This is a genomic window from Streptomyces tremellae, from assembly GCF_039540215.1.
GTDB lineage: Bacteria > Actinomycetota > Actinomycetes > Streptomycetales > Streptomycetaceae > Streptomyces > Streptomyces tremellae.
The window spans coordinates 14726-33580 of sequence record NZ_BAABEP010000064.1 but is presented as its reverse complement, the minus strand read 5'-3'; the positions used below and the strand labels follow the sequence as shown (position 1 = coordinate 33580).

At 75.0% G+C, this 18855-nt stretch carries 12 protein-coding genes and 1 pseudogene; 2 read left to right on the top strand and 11 right to left on the bottom strand.

Translation table 11 applies throughout. The features are described from left to right. Positions 1–415: 415 nt before the first annotated feature. The 7 genes and pseudogenes from ABEA77_RS28810 to ABEA77_RS28780 form a co-directional block, all read right to left on the bottom strand. A pseudogene (locus tag ABEA77_RS28810) lies at positions 416–1275 on the bottom strand (stage II sporulation protein M); the annotation flags it as partial. A gap of 497 nt (positions 1276–1772) precedes the next feature. After that, entirely contained in the window at positions 1773–2393 is a 621-nt protein-coding gene (locus ABEA77_RS28805; RefSeq protein ID WP_345653859.1) for a hypothetical protein, read from the bottom strand. A gap of 374 nt (positions 2394–2767) precedes the next feature. Continuing rightward, on the bottom strand, positions 2768–4225 hold the full coding sequence (ahcY, locus tag ABEA77_RS28800; RefSeq protein ID WP_345653856.1) for an adenosylhomocysteinase: 1458 nt from the start codon (positions 4223–4225) through the stop codon (positions 2768–2770). Between the two features lie 272 nt (positions 4226–4497). Next, positions 4498–5478, bottom strand: coding sequence for a cation diffusion facilitator family transporter (locus tag ABEA77_RS28795; protein WP_345653853.1), 981 nt, complete (start codon positions 5476–5478; stop codon positions 4498–4500). A 223-nt stretch (positions 5479–5701) separates the two neighbouring features. Continuing rightward, the gene (gene manA, locus ABEA77_RS28790) at positions 5702–6883 is read right to left on the bottom strand and encodes a mannose-6-phosphate isomerase, class I (protein ID WP_345653850.1); all 1182 of its coding nucleotides are present in this window, start codon (positions 6881–6883) and stop codon (positions 5702–5704) included. 547 nt (positions 6884–7430) lie between these two features. Continuing rightward, on the bottom strand, positions 7431–8774 hold the full coding sequence (locus ABEA77_RS28785) for an SIS domain-containing protein (RefSeq protein WP_345653847.1): 1344 nt from the start codon (positions 8772–8774) through the stop codon (positions 7431–7433). A 42-nt stretch (positions 8775–8816) separates the two neighbouring features. Beyond that, positions 8817–8999: a Trm112 family protein gene (locus ABEA77_RS28780; protein WP_345653844.1), complete on the bottom strand. Its 183-nt coding sequence runs from the start codon at positions 8997–8999 to the stop codon at positions 8817–8819. A 315-nt stretch (positions 9000–9314) separates the two neighbouring features. Between ABEA77_RS28780 and ABEA77_RS28775 the strand changes: the two genes are divergently transcribed. After that, on the top strand, positions 9315–10607 hold the full coding sequence (locus tag ABEA77_RS28775; RefSeq protein ID WP_345653841.1) for an MFS transporter: 1293 nt from the start codon (positions 9315–9317) through the stop codon (positions 10605–10607). 4 nt (positions 10608–10611) lie between these two features. Here ABEA77_RS28775 and ABEA77_RS28770 read toward each other — a convergent pair whose 3' ends face one another. Further along, on the bottom strand, positions 10612–11982 hold the full coding sequence (locus ABEA77_RS28770) for a phosphomannomutase/phosphoglucomutase (RefSeq protein WP_345653838.1): 1371 nt from the start codon (positions 11980–11982) through the stop codon (positions 10612–10614). 98 nt (positions 11983–12080) lie between these two features. Next, a complete protein-coding gene (locus ABEA77_RS28765) occupies positions 12081–12503 on the bottom strand; it encodes a DUF3499 domain-containing protein (RefSeq protein ID WP_425588406.1) in 423 nt (140 codons plus the stop codon). A gap of 178 nt (positions 12504–12681) precedes the next feature. On the opposite strand from ABEA77_RS28765, the gene ABEA77_RS28760 reads away from it, so the two are divergent. After that, positions 12682–13113 (top strand): metallopeptidase family protein, encoded by a 432-nt coding sequence (locus ABEA77_RS28760; RefSeq protein ID WP_345653862.1) that lies wholly within the window; start codon positions 12682–12684, stop codon positions 13111–13113. A 35-nt stretch (positions 13114–13148) separates the two neighbouring features. Here the strand turns inward: ABEA77_RS28760 and ABEA77_RS28755 are convergent, their stop codons facing one another. Further along, positions 13149–14729, bottom strand: a complete 1581-nt coding sequence (locus ABEA77_RS28755; protein WP_345653832.1) for a DUF5719 family protein — start codon at positions 14727–14729, stop codon at positions 13149–13151. Further along, positions 14726–18775: a glycosyltransferase gene (locus ABEA77_RS28750; protein WP_345653829.1), complete on the bottom strand. Its 4050-nt coding sequence runs from the start codon at positions 18773–18775 to the stop codon at positions 14726–14728. The genes ABEA77_RS28755 and ABEA77_RS28750 overlap by 4 nt, the downstream gene beginning before the upstream one ends. Between the last annotated feature and the right edge of the window lie 80 nt (positions 18776–18855).

Here is an 18855-nt window from a genome sequence, read left to right as displayed (position 1 = left end):
TCCATCGGACCCCCTCCCAGGGCTCCTCCGGGCTTTCCCTTCGGTGTTTCTGTTGCGCTGTCTTGCTGTCTTGCGTTTCCGACTCTATCAGACTCTGTTTCCCGTCCGATTCCCCGTCAGAGGGGGTTGCTTCCAGATGAACGTTTTCGCGTTTCTCTTTCCGCTTTCCGCTTTCCTGATCGTAGCAGACCAGTGGAGTACCGATTTCCCGGTATCCGTGCTGCTCTGAGTTCGAATCAGAAGGGCTCGCCCGGAATTCAATTCCCGGCTGTGAGCCTCGTAGATGTTAGCGCCTGTCCTGCTGACCGTCCAAGCGGCCCCGGCAACCACACGAATCTACTGTCCCCATGCGACCGGGTCAACGGTTTTCCTGGGGTGCGGACGAGCCTAACAGGTCGCGGAGGTGGCGTGCACATCAGGCTGCTCGGCACAGTTCCGCGCTGCGGCCGTCGGCCTCCACGTCGCCCGTCTCGCCTGCGCGGACCGCGGGCCCCCGAGCACGTACACGTAGGCCGGGAAGGCGACTTCGGCGGCGACGCCGGTGGCGATGCGGGCCCAGGTCGGCAGGCCTGAGGGCGTGACGAACCCTTCGATCGCGCCTGACGCGAGCAGTACCAGGATGAGGCCGATCGCCATGCCGACCGCTGCCGCGCCTTCTCGCGCCAGGGCCGTCCTGCGCGGAAGCGGGCCGGGGTCGACCACGGCCCAGCCGAGACGCGGGCCGGTTCCGGTGGCGACGAACACGGCGGTGAGGAACACGGCGGTGAGTTCGAGCGGTCCGTGCCGCAGGACGAGCCCGAGGAACGTGTCCAGCCGCCCGGCGGACGCCATGAGGCCGACGCCCGGCGCCAGGTTCAGGACGTTGGTGAAGAAGAGGATCCAAAGGACCGGGAGGCAGAGGAACGGGAGGCAGAGAAACGCACCGTGCACCAGGCGCAGGCCCGCGGCCTCGGCGTTGTTCGTCCAGACCTGGGCGGCGAAGGAAGCTTCGGGGTGGCTGGGGTAGTGCGTCTCGTACTCCCCACCCGGGCGGGCCATGCTGCGGGGCTCGGCCGGGCCACCGAGCGCGGACCGCACCTCGGGGTGGTGGGCGATCCACCAGCCCATCAGGGCGGTGAGCAGTACGGACACCAGAGCGGTCGGGACCCGCCAACGACGTGCGCGGTAGACCGCGGCGGGGAACCCCCCGGTCAGGAAGGGGACCACGTTCCGCAGGCCCGCCGCGCGTACCCCGGTGACCGTGGCGCGCGCGGCGGCGACGAGGCGGGTGAGGCGGCGGCCCCACCGCAGTGAGCCGGTCGGTGGCGCCGCGGCTCGCGGACGAGGCGGCGGCGCGTACGGGCGCTCCGGCGCCGGGGGGCGTGGCGCCGGACGCGTATCTGGCCGCGGTGCTCCAGGAGCGACAGGCACGTGGGGCGCGCCGCGCGTTCGGCGGAGGCGGGGGCGCGCGTGGCGGGAGCGGGGGCGGACCCGTGGGGGTGTCCGCTTCCTGGCCGGCCGTGCGGGATGCCGCCGGGCCGTCGAGGTGGGCCGCGCCGGGTGCGGCCGGGGCCGGTACGACCGGAACGGGTGCCTCAGGGGCGGGCACGGCCGGGGCGACCGCCGTCACAGGCGGCGCCGGGTCACCCGCGAGGGCCGCGCGGTCGGCCGCCTCCATGCCGCCCGCCGCACGCATGCCGCCCGCTGAACAGGCCGAACGCCCGGCTCCTGCTGGGGCCCGCGACCGGGTTCGTGCCGCCGGCCTGAGGGCGCGCACCGCGGCCCGGGGGGCCTCAGCGGTCGCGGAAGGCGGAGGGCGGGTCGCTGAGGTCTTCGAGTTCGATGCCGGGGGCGGAGAGGACCACGTCGCCGGCCAGGTGCACAGCGTGCTGCTCCCCCGTGTCAAGCTCGCTGACCTCATATTCGTCCACGATCAGGGGCCCGTTGTCAGTGGCGTGCGCTTCACTGTTCAGCAGGGCCCAGGACTGGTCGACGGTGCGGGGGGCGAGGACGGGGTCCGTGAGGGCGACCAGGCGTACGCGCGTCGCGGGGGAACCGGGGGTGAGGCGCAGGAGCAGTGCGGTGGCCACGAGGAACGCCGGGGAGGCGGCTGTGAAGGCATGGGCGCGTACGTTGCCCTCGGTGGCGTGGGCGCCGGTGGGGTCGGTACGTACCCAGGTGACGCCGTCGAGTGCCGCGCCACGCACCTGCCAGGCGCCCGCGTGGAGTTCGAGGCGGACGGGCCGGCCGAGTTCGTCGAGGGTCAGGTCGACGGAGCCCGCGTGGTCGCCCCCTGGGGTCGTCCGCTCGGCGACGTAGCGCCAGCCGGAGGGGCCGGGCGCGCAGTGGAAGTGCTCGTGGGCGAGAGGGGTGTGGTCGTGCGGGTCATGGAGCGAATACCGGCCGCGGGGCATGGCGTTGGTCCTGGGGTTCGTGCGGTGGGTGGACCGTGGTGCGGGCGGGCACCCGGCGGGTCCTCGGGCGGAGGCCGAGCCGGCGGCCGGGGAGGGGGAGGGCGCCGGGCGGCAGGTCCGGGAGGGCGGTGCTGTTCCGGGCCGCCGGGCGGGGCGGGCGGGCTGCGTGCTGCCGGACACCGGCCTGCCGGCCCGGCGGGCTCCCGCTCCGCGGGCCGGCTGCCCGGCCGACGCCGCATGTCGTGCCCGTGCCCATTCCTCGTACGGGCACCGGCCGTCCCGGTGCGTACCGCGCGGTCAGGCCCCCGGCCGGGGCGCGGGGGCCTGACGGGTCACGGGGCGGCGGGTCGCTCGGCGGCCCGCCGCCGGCCGGGTCAGTAGCGGTAGTGGTCCGGCTTGTACGGGCCGTTGACGTCGACGCCGATGTACGAGGCCTGCTCCGGGCGGAGGGTCGTGAGCTTCACGCCCAGCGCGTCGAGGTGGAGGCGCGCGACCTTCTCGTCGAGGTGCTTCGGCAGCACGTAGACCCCGATCGGGTACTCCTCCGGCTTGGTGAACAGCTCGATCTGGGCCAGCGTCTGGTCCGCGAAGGAGTTGGACATCACGAAGGACGGGTGGCCCGTCGCGTTGCCCAGGTTCAGCAGGCGGCCCTCGGAGAGGACGATGATCGTCTTGCCGTCGGGGAAGGTCCAGGTGTGCACCTGGGGCTTCACCTCGGACTTGACGATGCCGTCGATCTTGGCGAGGCCGGCCATGTCGATCTCGTTGTCGAAGTGGCCGATGTTGCCGACGATCGCCTGGTGCTTCATCTTGGCCATGTCCGAGGCCATGATGATGTCGCGGTTGCCGGTGGTGGTGACGAAGATGTCGGCCGTACCGATGACGTCGTCGAGGGTCGAGACCTGGAAGCCGTCCATCGCCGCCTGGAGCGCGCAGATCGGGTCGATCTCGGTGACGATCACGCGGGCGCCCTGGCCGCGCAGGGACTCGGCGCAGCCCTTGCCGACGTCGCCGTAGCCGCAGACGACGGCGACCTTGCCGCCGATCAGGACGTCGGTGGCGCGGTTGATGCCGTCGATCAGGGAGTGGCGGCAGCCGTACTTGTTGTCGAACTTCGACTTGGTGACCGCGTCGTTCACGTTGATCGCGGGGAAGAGGAGGTCGCCGTCGCGCTGCATCTCGTACAGGCGGTGGACACCGGTGGTGGTCTCCTCGGTGACGCCGCGGATCTCGGAGGCGAGCTTGGTCCACTTCTGCGGGCTCTCGCCGAGGGTGCGGTTCAGGAGGGTGAGGATCTCGCGGAACTCCTCGCTGTCCGCGGTCTCCGGAGCGGGCGCCTCGCCGGCCTTCTCGAACTCGACGCCCTTGTGCACGAGGAGGGTGGCGTCGCCACCGTCGTCGAGGATCATGTTCGGGCCGCCGGTGGGCGAGTTGGGCCACGTGAGGGCCTGCTCGGTGCACCACCAGTACTCGGCGAGGCTCTCGCCCTTCCAGGCGAAGACGGGCACGCCCTGCGGGTTGTCAGGGGTGCCGTCCGGGCCGACGGCGATGGCCGCGGCGGCGTGGTCCTGGGTGGAGAAGATGTTGCAGGAGGCCCAGCGCACGTCGGCGCCGAGCGCGACGAGGGTCTCGATCAGCACGGCCGTCTGCACGGTCATGTGCAGGGAGCCGGTGATGCGGGCGCCGGCGAGCGGCTTGGCCTCGGCGTACTCCTTGCGGATCGCCATCAGGCCGGGCATCTCGTGCTCGGCGAGCGTGATCTCCTTGCGGCCGAACTCGGCGAGCGAGAGGTCGGCGACCTTGAAGTCCTGTCGGTTGGCGACAGTCGTCATTTCGGGCTGCTCCTCGTAAGGGTCGAGGGTGGTTTTCGTACGGCTGGCTCTGTCGGCACGGGCATACGAATGCCCGAGCCTACGCGGCACCGTCCGTCGGGCCCCTCTCTCCCTCGGCCAGGTCCGCGGCGCGGGCCTGGCCGACCGCCATCAGCAGCGACGTCTGGCTTCCTTACGAATCTACACGGTCGCCCCGGGCCGCCGCAGTGGACCGGCGGACTCGGCGGGGGCCCCGGGGCGACCGGGTGTCCGGGCGGGGCCCGGGGCGTGGGTCAGTGGGACGCGGGGGCCGGCCCCGGGCCACCGGGGGTCGCGGCGGGGTCGTCGCCGGCGGTCGCCGCGGTCTCGCTGTAGATGTCGGGTTCGAGGTAGATGGCGCGCGCGATGGGCACGGCCTCGCGGATGCGCGCCTCGGCCGCGTCGATGGCCGCCGCGACCTCCGCGGCGGTGTCGTCGTGCCGTACGGCGATCTTGGCGGCGACGAGCAGTTCCTCGGGGCCGAGGTGCTGGGTGCGCATGTGGATGACGCGGGTCACGGTGTCGCCGTCGACGGCGGCCTCCCGGATCTTCGCGACCTGTTCCGCGCCCGCGGACTCGCCCAGCAGGAGCGACTTGGTCTCGACGGCGAGCACCAGCGCGATGACGATCAGCAGCGTGCCGATGCAGAGAGTGCCGATGCCGTCCCAGACGCCGTTGTGGGTGCCGAGAGCGAGGCCGACGCCGCCGAGGGCCAGAACGAGGCCGATGAGCGCGCCGAAGTCCTCCAGCAGGACGACGGGCAGCTCGGGGGCCTTGGCGCGGCGGATGAACTCTGTCCACGACATGGATCCGCGGGTGGCGTTCGACTCCTTCATCGCCGTGCGGAAGGAGAAGCCCTCGGCGACGACGGAGAAGACCAGCACACCGACCGGCCAGTACCAGTCGTCCAGCGGGTGCGGGTCCTTGATCTTCTCGAAGCCCTCGTAGACGGCGAACATCCCGCCGACGGAGAACAGCACGATCGAGACGAGGAAGCCGTAGATGTAGCGCTCGCGGCCGTAGCCGAAGGGGTGTTCCTCGGTGGCGGCGCGCTGGGCGCGCTTGCCGCCGAGCAGCAGCAGCCCCTGGTTGCCCGAATCGGCGACCGAGTGCACGGCCTCGGCGAGCATCGAGGACGACCCGCTGAACAGGAACGCCACGAACTTGGCTGCCGCGATCGAGAGGTTGGCGCCGAGCGCCGCCACGATCGCCTTGGTTCCGCCTTGCGCGCTCATGAGGTGCGCGGTGTCCCTTCTCGCGGTGGGTGTGGTCCCGGGTTGTCGTCGCGCGGGCCGGCGTGCGCCGCCCGTACGGCCGGTCATTGTTGCAGCCGCGCGGGGCGGCCGGAGCGGTACGGGCCGGGCCGGCCGGGCCGCGGTCCGGTTCGGCCGGGCGCGGCGGGCCGGGGTACGGGGTACGGGGTACGAGGTACAGGGCCCCGCCGTGCCCGGCCGCCGGTCAGATCGCCACCGTGGCGCGGAACACCGTGCCGGGGCCGGACAGTTCGGCGCGCTCCCCCGCGGCGGTGAAGACGGCGTCGCCCGGCTTGAGGTCCAGGTCGCCGGCGCGGGGCGTGCCGGCCGTGCAGAGCAGGATCTGCGGGGCCGACGGTGCCGTCAGGTCGCGAGAGGCACCGCCCTCCGGCAGGACGTACCGGGAGAGGCGGAACTCGTCGATCGGGGTGGCGTACACCTCGGCGCCTTCCGCGTCCGGCGCGGGGCGCAGCACGCCCGGGTCCTTCGCCTCGAAGCGGACGATGCGCAGCAGTTCCGGCACGTCGATGTGTTTGGGGGTGAGGCCGCAGCGCAGGACGTTGTCGGAGTTGGCCATGATCTCGACGCCGAGGCCGCTGAGGTAGGCGTGCGGGACGCCCGCGCCGAGGAACATCGCCTCGCCCGGTGCGAGGGTGACGAGGTTGAGCAGCATCGCGGCGATGACGCCGGGGTCGCCGGGGTAGTGGCGGGCGATCGACGCGTACGCGGTGTACGGGCCGCCGAGGCGCTCGGCGGCGGCAGCGGACTCCGCCACGGTGGCGGCGGTCGCGGCGGGGTCGCCGGTGAGGACCGCGGTGAGGACCTCGCGCAGGGCGGCCTCCTCGGGCCGTGCGCGCAGGAGGTCCACGTACGGCTTGAGCGAGTCGACGTCCAGCGCCTCCAGCACGGCGGCGGCCTCGGCGGCGGGTCGGAAGCCGCAGAGCCCCTCGAAGGGCGTGAGGGCGCAGATCAGTTCGGGCTTGTGGTTGGCGTCCTTGTAGTTGCGCTCGGGCGCGTCGAGCGGAACGCCCCTGCGCTCCTCGTCCGCGTAGCCCTCCTTGGCCTGGGCGAGGTCGGGGTGGACCTGGAGGGAGAGCGGGGAGCCCGCGGCGAGGAGCTTGAGGAGGAACGGGAGGCGCGGGCCGAACTTCGCGACGGCCGCGGCGCCGAGTTCGCCCTCGGGATCGGCGGCGATCACGTCGGAGAGGGGGATTTCGCGCGCGGTGCCGTCCGCGGCCGTACGGACGACACGGGACGGGTCGCCCGGGTGGGCGCCCATCCACACCTCGGCCTGCGGCTCGCCGGTGGGCTCGGTGCCGAGCAGTTCGGGGATGGCGGTCGTGGAGCCCCAGGCGTAGGGGCGCACGGGGTTGGAGAGGCGGTCCATGGTGCGGGCTTCCTTCTCGGGGTTTCGGCTTGCTGGGCGTTCCCGGGGCCCCGGCTTGCGGGGCGTTCTGGGAGTCTCGGCTCGCTGGGGCCTTCTGGACTTTCTGCGCTTTCGGTGCTGCGGGGTTCCCGCAGCACCGGGACTCGGAGCGGCGGCTTCGGGCCGGGGGCTCAAGGGCTGTCGGTGCTGGGGAGGTGTCCGCGTTCCGGGACTCGGGGCTCGGCTTCGGATCACACCTCCGGGCTTCGATCTGACGGCTCCTGGAGTGGGGGCTCTCGGGGCTGGGGAGGTGTCCGCCTTCCGGGACCTCGGCCCGCAGGCTTCGGCCGCAGGCTCTGGGCCGTGAGCTGCGGGCCCCGGGCCGTGAGCTGCGGGCCGTACGCTCCGGGACTCGGACCGCCCGGCTCCGGAACGTGGGCTGCGGGCCCCGGTGCGGCGGGCCGTCTCCCCCGCCTCGGGGCGCGGACCGGTCGTGCGCCTGGGCGGGGCCGACCGGTTCGCGGGCGGGTCCGCGTCCGGCGGTACCCGGCGCGTCGCCGGGTCGCGGTCAGGAACCCGGACCCGCCAGGGCCAGGTACGCGGCGGCGAAGTCGGTGACGGCGACGAGCTCCGCGAGAGCTTCGAGCACGCTGCCGGGCGCGCCCGGGGCATCCGTGCCGTTCCCGCCGCTGCCGAAGGTTCCGGCGTTGTCGAAGGTCCCGCCGCTGCCGAAGGTTCCGCCGCTGCCGCCGTTCTCACCGGAACCGCCGTCTCCACCGTCCGGGCCGCTCCCCTCCGCCTCCGGCGGCTCCAGTTCGCTGAGGGGCGCGCCGTGCTCGGCGGCCGCCTCGCGGGCCGCCGGGGCCGCGGAGAGCGCGCCGGTGGGGCGGTCGCGCAGCAGCACGATCCGGGCCCGCAGCGCCTCAGGTTCCTCGACGCGGTCGCGGAAGAAGTCGTCGGGGTCGCCGCCGCCCGCGAGGGCGCCGCGCAGCAGGGCGCCGTGCGCGCCGAGCGCCTCGGGGAGCTCGGCGGCGAGCGCGGGCCTGCCGGTGAGCTCGGCGAGCACGGCCGCGAACCTGCGGCCCGCGGGTCCGGCGGCCGTGCCCTCGGTCCAGATCAGCGGGAGGCTCTCCGCGAGTTCGACGGCGAGTGTCTTGGCGGGGTTGCTGTAGGTGGCGACCGCGGGGCCGCACCGCTCGGCGACCCGGTCGAGCCGGTCGGCGAGGCGGGCGAGCGCCTCGGGCGGCGCGGCGGCGAGGCCGATGCGGTCGAGCAGGACGAGGAGCGGGGTGAGCAGCGCCCAGAGCGCGCCGGGGCTCGCGGGCACCTGCTCGGGCGCCGGCGGCGCGGGGTCCTCACCGCGGGCGGGGCCGTAGGACGCCCCCGAGGGGTCGTAGGGCGCCGCGTACAGCTGTCCGGGGGCCGTGGCCATCGGGATCAGCAGGCCTCGTACGCCGTCGACGGTCTCCGTGAGCAGGGAGCCGCGCGGCGCGACGCCGACGACGGTGCAGCCGCGCCGGTACGCCTGCTCGGCGAGGAGGCCGAGGCCGGGTTCGCCGCCGTCGGTGGTGACGATCAGCAGCAGGTCGACCGTGCCGGTCCAGCCGGGCAGCGACCAGCGCAGGGCGCCCGCGGCGAGCGCGACGCCGGTGGGGCGGAGCCTGACCACCGGGGCGACGGCGCCGGCGAGCGCGCCGACGAGGTCGGCGACGGCGGCGGCCGCCGCGCCCGAGCCCGCGACCATGACGGTGCGCGGCCTGCCCTCGGGGGTGAGCGCGGCGAGCCCGGCCTCGTCCGCGTTGCGCAGCGCGGTCCGCACGTGGGCGCCCGCCTCTGCGGCGCCGCGCAGGAGGGCGCGGTGGTCGGCGCGGGCGAGTTCGTCCGGGGCGTCGAGCATGGACTCGTCGAGCATGTGTGGGCCCCTCCGGGTCCTTCGGTACGCGGCGGGCGCCGGCTACGCCGGGCGGCGGGCCTCGTCGACGAGCAGGACGGGGATCTCGTCCCGCACCGGGTACGCGAGCCCGCACTCCTCGTTCGTGCACACCAGTTCCGGGGTGTCCGCCGCGGTCCGGTCGCTGAGCGGCGCACGGCAGGCCGGGCAGGCGAGGATCTCCAGGAGACCGGCTTCGAGCGGCATGGGCGGGGTCCCTTCGGGGTGGGTGTCTGGCCTCGTCAGCGTACCGCCGGTGGCGGGCGGCCCGGCGTGCGGTACGGGCGCGGCCCGCCGCCCTCGTACGGGCACGGCCCGCCACGTCCGGCGCGCGGGCGTCCGGCTGCCCGCAGGCCCAGCCGGGCCCGGCAGGTCGGCGGCCCCGCGCCACCGCGGGGTGTGGCCGGCCGCCTGGGCGCCGTTTGCCTGCCGCCCGCCGGGCCGGGTTGGATCGCCTCCTGCCGCACCGAGGCCCCCCGGGGACCGCCCTGGGCCGCGCGCGGCCGGACGGGAGGGGCGACGATGCACGGCAGCCGGCCGGCGGCGGCAGGGGACGAGGGCGGCACCGGCGGGCGGCACCCGGGGCTCGGCCGGCCCTTCGCCTGGCTCTGGGCGGCGTACGCGGTCAGCACCTTCGGCACCTGGCTGGCCTTCGACGCCCTCCCCATGATCGCGATCCTGGTGCTGCACTCGGGGCCCGCCGGGGTCTCGGCGCTCGCGGCCGTGGGGCCCGCGGTGGGGGCGCTCGTGGCGGTGCCGCTCGGCCCGTGGACGGACTTCCGCGAGAAGCGTCCCGTGATGGTGGCGATGGACCTCGCCCGGTGCGCGGCCGTGCTGAGCCTGCCGGTCGCCCATCTGTTCGGCGTGCTGGGGTTCGGCCAGCTGCTCGCGGTGTCGGTCGCGGTCGCGGCGGCCGACATCACCTTCACCGCCGCCTCGGGCGCCCTGGTCAAGACGCTGGTGCGGCCCGCGGACCTGCTGGCGGCGAACGGCAGGTTCGAGTCGACGCAGTGGACGGCGAGCGTGCTGGGGCCACCGCTCGGCGGCGCCATGATCGGGCTGTTCGGCCCGGTGGCGACGGTGGTCGCCGACGCGGTCAGCTACCTCCTCTCGGCGGGCGCGCTGCGCGCGATGGGCGTACGGGAGGAGCCCTCGACCGCGCCGGCTCCCGCGGTGGCGCCCCGCAGGGCCGCCGACCTGCTCGACGGGTGGCGCTGCGTGCTGGCCCATCCGGCGCTGCGCCCGCTGTTCTTCAACTCGGTCCTGGTCAATGGACTGATCATGGCGACGGCGCCGCTGCTCGCGCTGTTGATGCTCGGCCCGCTCGGCTTCGCGCCCTGGCAGTACGGGCTGGCGTTCGCGGTGCCGTGCCTCGGCGGGCTCGCGGGGTCGCGTGCCGCGCCCCGGCTCGTGGCGCGGTTCGGCAGGGACCGGGTGCTGCGCACGGCGGGGGCGCTGCGGGCGTGCTGGCTGCCGTGGCTGGCGTTCGTGCGGCCGGGTCCTGGCGGCCTCGCCCTGGTCATGGGCGTCGAGCTGGGGCTGATCTGCTGCGCGGGCGTGTTCAACCCGGTGTTCGCCGCGTACCGGCTCGAACAGGCCCCGCGCCACCGGGTGGCGCGGACGCTCTCCGCCTGGTCGGTCACCTCCAAGGCGTCCATCGCGGCCATGACCGCGCTGTGGGGGCTGCTCGCCTCCGCGGTCGGGCCGCGCGCCGCGCTCGCGACCGCCGGTCTGCTGCTGCTCGCGACGCCGCTGCTGCTGCCGCGCCGCGCCGCGCTCGTGCCTGCGGAGGGTGCGGCGCGGACGGCGCCCTGAGGGGTCAGGCCGGGGCGTCGGCCCTGATGACCGCGAGCGCCTCGTCCCTGACGGCCGCCATGGTGGCCGCGTCCCTGGCCTCGACGTTCAGGCGCAGCAGCGGCTCGGTGTTGGAGGCGCGGACGTTCAGCCACCAGTCCTTGGAGGTCACGGTCAGGCCGTCGAGCTCGTCGAAGGCCACGTCGTCGCGGTCCGCGTAGCGGGCGCGCACCGCGGCCGTGCGCCCCGGCTGGTCGGCGACGGTCGAGTTGATCTCGCCTGAGCCGGTGTAGCGCTGGTACGCACCGAGCAGCTCGGACAGCGGCCGGTCGGTGGCGCCGAGGGCGGCGAGCACGTGCAGCGCGGCGAGCATGCCGGTGTCGGCGTTCCAGAAGTCCTTGAAGTAGTAGTGCGCCGAGTGCTCGCCGCCGAAGACCGCGCCGGTGCGCGCCATCTCCTGCTTGATGAAGGAGTGGCCCACGCGCGTGCGGACGGGGGTGCCGCCGTGCTCGCGCACGACCTCGGGCACGGCCCAGGAGGTGATCAGGTTGTGGATGACGGTGGCACCCGGGTGCCTGGCCAGCTCGCGGGCCGCGACCAGGCCGGTGACGGCGGACGGGGAGACGCCCTCGCCGCGCTCGTCCACCACGAAGCAGCGGTCCGCGTCGCCGTCGAAGGCGAGGCCGAGGTCGGCGCCCTCGGCGCGCACCCTGGCCTGGAGGTCGACCAGGTTCTTCGGGTCGAGCGGGTTCGCCTCGTGGTTCGGGAAGGTGCCGTCGAGCTCGAAGTAGAGCGGTACGAGATCGACCGGCAGGCCCTCGAAGACGGTGGGCACGGTGTGGCCGGCCATGCCGTTGCCCGCGTCGACCACGACCTTCAGCGGGCGGATGGAGCCGAGGTCGACGAGGCCGCGCAGGTAGGCGGCGTAGGAGGCCAGCGTGTCCCGCGTGGTGATCCGCCCGGTGCGGGACGCGGGCAGTCCGGTGCCGAGGGCCTCCTCGACGCGGGCCCTGATGTCGGCGAGGCCGGTGTCCTGGCCGACCGGCGCGGCGCCCGCCCTGCACATCTTGATGCCGTTGTAGCGGGCCGGGTTGTGGGAGGCGGTGAACATGGCGCCCGGCAGGCCGAGCGAGCCCGACGCGTAGTACAGCTGGTCGGTGGAGCAGAGCCCGATGAGGACGGCGTCGGCGCCGCGCGCGGTGGCGCCGCGCGCGAAGGCCGCGGAGAGCGCGGGGCTCGACGGGCGCATGTCGTGGCCGACGACGATCTCGCGGGCCGCCGTCACCTCGGCGAACGCGGCGCCGAAGAGTTCGGCGAGCCCTTCGTCGAGCTGGTCGGGGTAGACGCCGCGCACGTCGTACGCCTTCACGAGCTGGGACAGGTCCGCGTCGGCCACCGGGTGTCTCCTGAGTCGTTCGCACGGGCAGTCGGCTCACCGTACCCGCAGGGGCCGGCGCGCGGACGGCGCTCCCGGAGGTCAGGCGGCGGTACGGGTCAGGAGTCGGGGCTGCGCAGGACCCGGAGGTGGCCCCTGCGCCCGACCTCGACGGGGTCGGCGCCAGGGGCGCCCTTGCCGCCTGCCTCGGCCGTGCGCTCCTGGGGGCGTGCCGCCTCGCGGACGGCGTTGGCCAGGGCCTCCAGGTCGTCGCCGCTGGGGCGGGAGGGCGCGGAGGCGTCCGTCAGCCGTACGACCTCCCAGCCGCGCGGCGCGGTCAGGCGCTCGCTGTGCTCGGCGCACAGGTCGTAGCAGTGGGGTTCCGCGTAGGTGGCGAGCGGGCCGAGGACGGCGGTCGAGTCGGCGTAGACGTACGTCAGCGTCGCCACGGCGGGACGGCCGCAAGCGGTGCGCGAACAGCGACGTACAGGGCTCACGATGTTGGACGGTACCGCACTCTTGAGCGGCCCGCGACGACTCAGCTGCACGTCACCCGCCCGTGTCGCCCTGTGAGATCCGGCACAGCTGACTCTCTGTCAGCTGTTCGGTGACCCTGAGCGCTCGCGGCGGGCCGCGCGGGGCGGCGTTCCGGGCCCCGGCGGCCCGCGGGGCCGCCGGTGACGGGCCCGCGCGGGCCCCGCGAAGTACCCTGCGTCAGTGATGGACAGCTCCGTACCGCCGCCGCCCCGGGCCGAGCCGAGGCCGCGCCGCCGCGACCGCCACGGCCGGGGGATGCGCGGCCCCGTCGCCCCGCCGCAGGTGCCGCTCTCCGCCAGCCGCGCCGAGACCTTCCAGGATCTCGTGCGGGACTCCGTGGACCGGCTGGAACGCCGATGGCCGCAGCTGGCCGACGTGGAGTTCATGGTGATGGACGTGCCGGGGCGCGAGGAGGACTCGGTGCCGCTCGGCCGTTCCGTGCCGGCGGGCAAGCAGCAGCCCGCGCGCATCCTCGTCTACCGCAGGCCGGTGGAGATCAGGACCAAGAGCCGCGACGAGCGGGCCCTGCTCGTCCACGAGGTCGTGGTCGAGCAGGTCGCCGAGCTGCTCGGCCTCTCCCCCGAGTCCGTGGACCCCCGCTACGGGCAGGACTGAGGCGCGCCCGCCGGGGCGGGGCCGCCCCCGGGCCGTCAGTCCTCGGACGTGAGGATCGACAGGTCCTGCCTGGCCGCGGGCACGGAGACCGTGCCGCGGTCGTCGGGCAGCGTCTGCACCGTGAACATCGGAACACCGTCCTTCGGCAGGGCCAGTGTCCGCGCCGCGTACACGGGGCCACCGGACTTCGGCTCCACCGTCAGCGCGTAGGAGCCCTTGAGCCCGGCGGGGACCGGCGGGGTCACCGCGAGGGTGGTGCCCGCCTTGACCGTGTACGTCTTCGTCGCGGGCGTCCCGCCGCCGGTGCCGGCGGACGCGGTGACCGCCACCTCGGCGGCGCCGCGGGGCGCGGTCAGCGACAGGGTGGAGCCCTTGGCTCGGTTGTCCGCGGCGGTCGCGCGGGCCGTCACGGGCGCGGTGGCGGGGATGAACGCCATCTCGCGGTCGTCGCCCTTGCCGCGCACCACCTGGAGCGCCGCGACGACCGGCGTGGGACGGTCGCCCGACGAGGGGGTGAGCAGCAGCGAGCCGGCCTCACCCCGCGTCACGTCCTTCAGGTCGACGGATGCCGTCATCCCCGACCTGACGTGCAGCGACTCGTGTCCTGCCGGGACGATGCCGCCGGTCGGTCCTGACAGTTCCAGGTTGAGGTCCGCGTCGTTCTGGCCGGGCGCGAAGACGACGAGCCGCACGTCGGAGGCGTCGGCGGGGATGCCTGGCAGGACGAGGGAGGGCGCCGGGTCGGCCGACGGCGCGAGCCAGTCGACGCCGGTGTCGCCCTCCGAGGCGCGCAGCGCCGCCCCGACCCGGCCGCTGCGCGTGGTGACGTGGACGGTCACGTCGTCCTCGGCCTGCGAGGTCAGCGTCGACAGCAGGACGGGCACGCTGGAGTGCGCGGGTACGGGCAGGCCGTCCGCCGTGTCGGACTTGAGGGCGCCGTTCTTGCCATAGAGCCGCAGGTCGACGACGGCGGTGGAGTCGTCGGGGTTGGTGAGGTGGACGTAGTCCTCGCGGTCCTTGGCGGTGCTCGCGCCCGGCAGCCAGAAGTCGGTGTCGGGGGCGGTGCAGGTGAGGCCCGCGACGCCGCGGCCGTCGCCGACGTCGTCCGTGGTGGTCTCCTGGGTCGTCCAGCCGGGGGCGAGGGCGCCGGTCGCGGTGCCGACGAGCGCGGCCGGGTCGTCGCCCGCGGTCGCGGTGACGGGGGTGCCGGGCTGCTTCAGGGAGAGCAGGGGCTTGGTGCCGGAGGCCGAGGGGGACGCCGAGGCGGTCGCCTTGCCGCCCTTGCCGGTCGTGTTCTTCTTGCTCGACTTCTTCTTGCTCGACGCGGACGGCCCGGCACCCGGGCCGTCGCCGGTCGCGGCCGGCACGAGGGCGGCCGCGCTGTCGCCGTCCGGCGCCACGCCCGTCCCCTTCGGCGTGACGGAGGTGTACGTGGTGTCGGCGGTCTGCGAGTCGCCGGGCGAGGGGCACAGCGCGCTCGACCGCTCGACCGGCAGCCGCGCGGGGGACGACGCGGCGGCTGCTGCGCCGTCGCCGCCCGAGGTCGCGGAGGCGATCCCGGTGACCGCCGCGAGCGCGACCACGGCCGCGCCCAGGGAGAGAGTCGTACGGTTCACTGGTTGCCGCTCCCGTCCGGGTGCTGCGCCCGCCGGGCGCCGTCCTGGTCGTCGCCGTACTGCTGGTCCTGGTGGTCCTGGTCGTCGCCGTACTGCCGGCCCCGGCCCTGCGCCTGCTCGTGGCCCTGCTGCTGGTACGGGACCTGTCCGCCGTAGCCGTACGGGTCGTACTGCGCGGGGTCGTAGCCCTGCTGCGCCGGGTCCTGGTAGGCGCCGTAGCCCCACTGCTGCTGCGCGTACTGCTGCTGGTCGCCGTAGGGGGCGTACTGCTGGGGGTCCGCGTACTGGCCGCCGCCCTGGTAGGGGTCGCCGGTGCCGTACTGCTCCTGCCCGTCCGCGTAGCCGCCCTGCTGGGGGTAACCGGCCTGGTAGCCGGCCTGCTGCGGGTACTCGCCGCCCTCGGCCTCGTAACCCTCCCGGCCCGTCGCCTCCCAGGCGCCGTACGGCTGCTGCTGGTGCGGCACGGCGGCGTACGGATCCGCCTCGGCCGGGCCCTCCCGGGGCCCGGTGTCCTGGGCCGCGGCCTCCTGGGGCAACCGCTGCCGCGGGGTGAAGACGTCGGCCTCTTCGGGTTCTTCGCCCTGCGGCTCGGGGGCGGGGGTGCCGTACGCGTCCGTGCCGTACGGCGGCTCGGCCGCGTACTGCTCCGCGGTCCCCGGTGCCTCGTACGGGTCGTAGACGGCGCCGGAGCGCACCGCCTCCTCGGCCGCCGCGGCCGCCGCGTCCACCGCTTCGACCTCGGCCGCCGCGCGCAGCCTGCGGGCCCTGCGGCCCTCGCCTTCGAGCGCCTCGGGCGGGACCGCGGCCAGCGCCTCATCAGGCAGGTCGTCGTCGACGTCCCGGCGGCCGCCGGGCAGCGCGAGGACGAGCAGGACGAGCCCGAGCAGGCCCTGGAGCCACACCCACGCGGTGTGGGTGAACGGCTCGTCGTAGGTCAGGTCGAGCCTGCCGCCCTGTGCGGGCAGCTGGAAGCCCTGCGCCCAGCCGTCGACGGTGGCCTTGGTGAGCGGCTTGCCGTCGAGCGTGGCCTGCCAGCCGTCCGAGGCCGAGTCGGCGAGCCGCAGGACACGGCCCGCGGGTCCTGCGGGAATGGTGGTGTGCGCGTCGACCGGGGAAGCGGGCACGGAGACGGGCGGCGCGGTGTCGCCCGTGCCCGCGGCCGCTCCCGCGGACGGCGGGGGGACGATCATGACGCGGGAGACCTGCTGGTCGATGCGCCACAGCTCGCTGCCGTCCAGCTGGCTGAGCCTGCTGAGGCCCGGGGTGGCGTCGAGGACGCGGCTCATCTGGCGCGGCGCGCCGTCGCGCAGCAGGACGTAGCGGATGGCGAAGCCGCGCAGCTGGGCCGTCTGGTCGGCGCCGGAGCCCGCGACGAGGTTGGCGACGACCTTGTCGAGCCGTGGATCGTCGCCCGCCGCCCTGGTCAGCTCGGCGTCGCCGAGCCTGGCGCCCTCGCCGCGCACCAGGCTGTACGCGACCGATCCTGGCGAGGTGCCGCTGAGCACCAGCGTGCGGGGCTGGTCCGAGGTGGTCGACTCCTCGGCGACGAAGGCGGGAACCTGCACGGGGTCGGTGCGCTGGAGCGGCCCGGCCGCCCCGGTGACCATCCAGCTGAACGCGGCGACCAGCGGCGCGACCGCGGCGAGCACCGCGATGAGCGCGGCGAGCGGCTGCCGCCAGCCGAAGCTCAGCTCGGCGACGCGCAGCCGCGCGCCGTCCGCGCCGACGAGGGCGGCGGCGAGCAGCGCGACCGCGTAGACCAGGGTGGCGGGGCCCGCCCAGCCCGCGTGGTCGGCGGCCGCGGCGAAGACGAGGGCGACCAGGGCGGCGGCCCACGCGGTCCGCACGGCGAAGGTCCGCTCGGTGCGCAGCAGCGCGGCGAGCGCCGCGAGGACGACGCCGAGCATCAGTACGCCGCCGACTGCCTTGGGGCCGCCGGGGTCCATGCCGAGCAGGTCGAGCGCGGACGCGGCGCCTGAGCCGTAGTCGAGCCCGGCCTCGCGCAGGAAGTCCCCGGGGCTGGTGAGCAGCGTCAGGGACCAGGGTGCGAGCAGCACGAGCGGGGTGACGGCGGCGGCCAGCACGCGGAGCCCGTACGCGCCGAGTTCGCGGCGGCGCAGCACCAGCACGCCGAGTCCGAGCACCAGCGAGAGCGGCCACACGACGGGCGTGAACGCGGTGGTGGCGGTGAGCAGGAAGGTGTAGGCCCAGGTCGCGCGCCAGGTGCCGCGCGCGCCGCCGCGCAGTCCGTACGCGGAGACCGCGGCGCGCGCGGCGACCGGCAGCAGGATCGCGAGGACGGCGGTGCCCAGCCGCCCGGTGGCGAGCGCGCCGGTGGTGGCGGGCAGGAAGGCGTAGACGACGGCGGCCCAGGCCCGCAGCAGCCGCGAGGGGACGAGGGAGCGCGAGGCGAAGTAGGCGCTGACGCCCGCGAGTGGGACCGAGCACACCAGCAGCACGGTCAGCGCGAGGCCGGTCGAGCCGAGGAACAGCACGGAGAGCGTGGCGAGGACCGCCAGGTACGGGGGTGCCGTCTCGGTGCCGCCCGTGCCGACGGCGTGCCAGCTGTCCGCGTAGCGGTCCCACAGCTCGAAGACGTGCTCGGGGGCGGGCAGCAGGGCGCCGCCCGCGAGGGAGCCGCCGCTGAGCAGGGCGCGGCAGGCGATGAGGGAGAAGACGAGGAGGACCGCGAAGAGTACGGGTCCCGGCCTGCGCGCGAGCTTCTTCAGCCGCGCGAACTGCTCGATCTCCAGGTAGTCCGCGTCGTCGCCGCCAGGGCCCGACTCGACGACGCCGTGGCGGGAGCCGCCGGTCTCGGCGTCGGTCGCGCCGCCTGCGCCGAGGCTCGCCGCGGCCTGTTCGACGGTGGCGCGGATGGTGGCGCCCGGCGGCGGGAAGAGGGGCCGCAGCTCGGCGAAGTCGGTGGACGCGCCGGCGCGTGCGCGGCGGCCCGCGAGGATCCTGCCGGGCCGCAGCAGGGTGGCGGAAAGTCCTGTGACCTCGTCGACGGCCTGTCCCGGCGCCTTGGCGAGCAGATAGCCGAGGGTGCGCAGGAGGGTGCCGACGACGAGCCGCAGCAGCACCCACGGGAGCGCGGCGCCGCGGGCGTTGACGAGCATCGTGTAGGCGGCGCCCGCCTTGTCGACACGGTGCGGGCTGGTGGCGGAGCGGCCGACGCAGTCGACGGTGCGGCGCTCGCGGGCCGAGGCCTCCGCGTGCCGCAGCACGGCGTCGGGGGCGACGAGGACGCGGTGGCCTGCCGCGTGGGCGCGCCAGCAGAGGTCGACGTCGTCGCGCATGAGGGGCAGGCCGCGGTCGAAGCCGCCGAGTTCCTCCCACACGTCGCGGCGGATGAGCATGCCGGCGCTGGAGACGGAGAGGACGGTGCGGACCTGGTCGTGCTGGCCCTGGTCCTGTTCGCGCCGGTCGAGTCCGGTCCAGCGGCGGCCGCTGTTGGCGATGGAGACGCCGACTTCGAGGAGCTGCCTGCGGTCGTACCAGCCGCGCAGCTTGGGTCCGACGATCGCGGCGTGCTCGTCGGAGTCGGCGACGCGCAGGAGTTCGGCGAGCGCGTCGGGTGCGGGCGCGCAGTCGTCGTGGAGGAGCCAGAGCCACTGCACCGGTTCGCCGTACGGCAGTTCCGGCATCTCGTACGCCTCGTCGCGCCAGGTGCGCGTGACCGGGTCCCAGCCGCTCGGCCGCCGCAGGTAGGGCAGGTCGTCGGGGGTGAGGGCGGGCGCGGTGCGCACGGCCTCCTCGACGGCGGTGCCGAAGCCGGACCTGCGGGCGAGGTGCAGGACGCGGTCGGCGCCGAACGCCTCGGCCAGCAGCTGCGCGGAGTTGTCCGCGCTGCCGGTGTCGGCGGCGACGGCGTTCTGTACGGGCCGCTCCTGGCCCAGCAGGCCCGTGAGGGCGTCGGGCAGCCAGCGCGCACCGTCGTGCGAGACGAGGACCGCGGTCACGACGTGGCGCGGGTACTCGGGCGGTGCGGTGGGCGCGGGACCGCCATCGGTGGCGGGGACGAACGCTGCGGTGGTGGCGGACATCGAGGTGAAAGGCCCTCCGGCCGGGGGTTCCGCCCTCCAGGGGGCGCTGAGCGTCAGGGACGGGCCACCACACTAACGGT

Bases quoted from the DNA above. Each gene is read 5' to 3' on its own strand.
- ABEA77_RS28760 (WP_345653862.1), top strand. From the start codon at position 12,682: ATGGACAGCTCCGTACCGCCGCCGCCCCGGGCCGAGCCGAGGCCGCGC.
- ABEA77_RS28780 (WP_345653844.1), bottom strand. From the start codon at position 8,999: ATGCCGCTCGAAGCCGGTCTCCTGGAGATCCTCGCCTGCCCGGCCTGC.
- ABEA77_RS28775 (WP_345653841.1), top strand. From the start codon at position 9,315: ATGCACGGCAGCCGGCCGGCGGCGGCAGGGGACGAGGGCGGCACCGGC.
- ahcY (WP_345653856.1), bottom strand. From the start codon at position 4,225: ATGACGACTGTCGCCAACCGACAGGACTTCAAGGTCGCCGACCTCTCG.
- ABEA77_RS28795 (WP_345653853.1), bottom strand. From the start codon at position 5,478: ATGAGCGCGCAAGGCGGAACCAAGGCGATCGTGGCGGCGCTCGGCGCC.
- ABEA77_RS28805 (WP_345653859.1), bottom strand. From the start codon at position 2,393: ATGCCCCGCGGCCGGTATTCGCTCCATGACCCGCACGACCACACCCCT.
- ABEA77_RS28785 (WP_345653847.1), bottom strand. From the start codon at position 8,774: ATGCTCGACGAGTCCATGCTCGACGCCCCGGACGAACTCGCCCGCGCC.
- manA (WP_345653850.1), bottom strand. From the start codon at position 6,883: ATGGACCGCCTCTCCAACCCCGTGCGCCCCTACGCCTGGGGCTCCACG.
- ABEA77_RS28750 (WP_345653829.1), bottom strand. From the start codon at position 18,775: ATGTCCGCCACCACCGCAGCGTTCGTCCCCGCCACCGATGGCGGTCCC.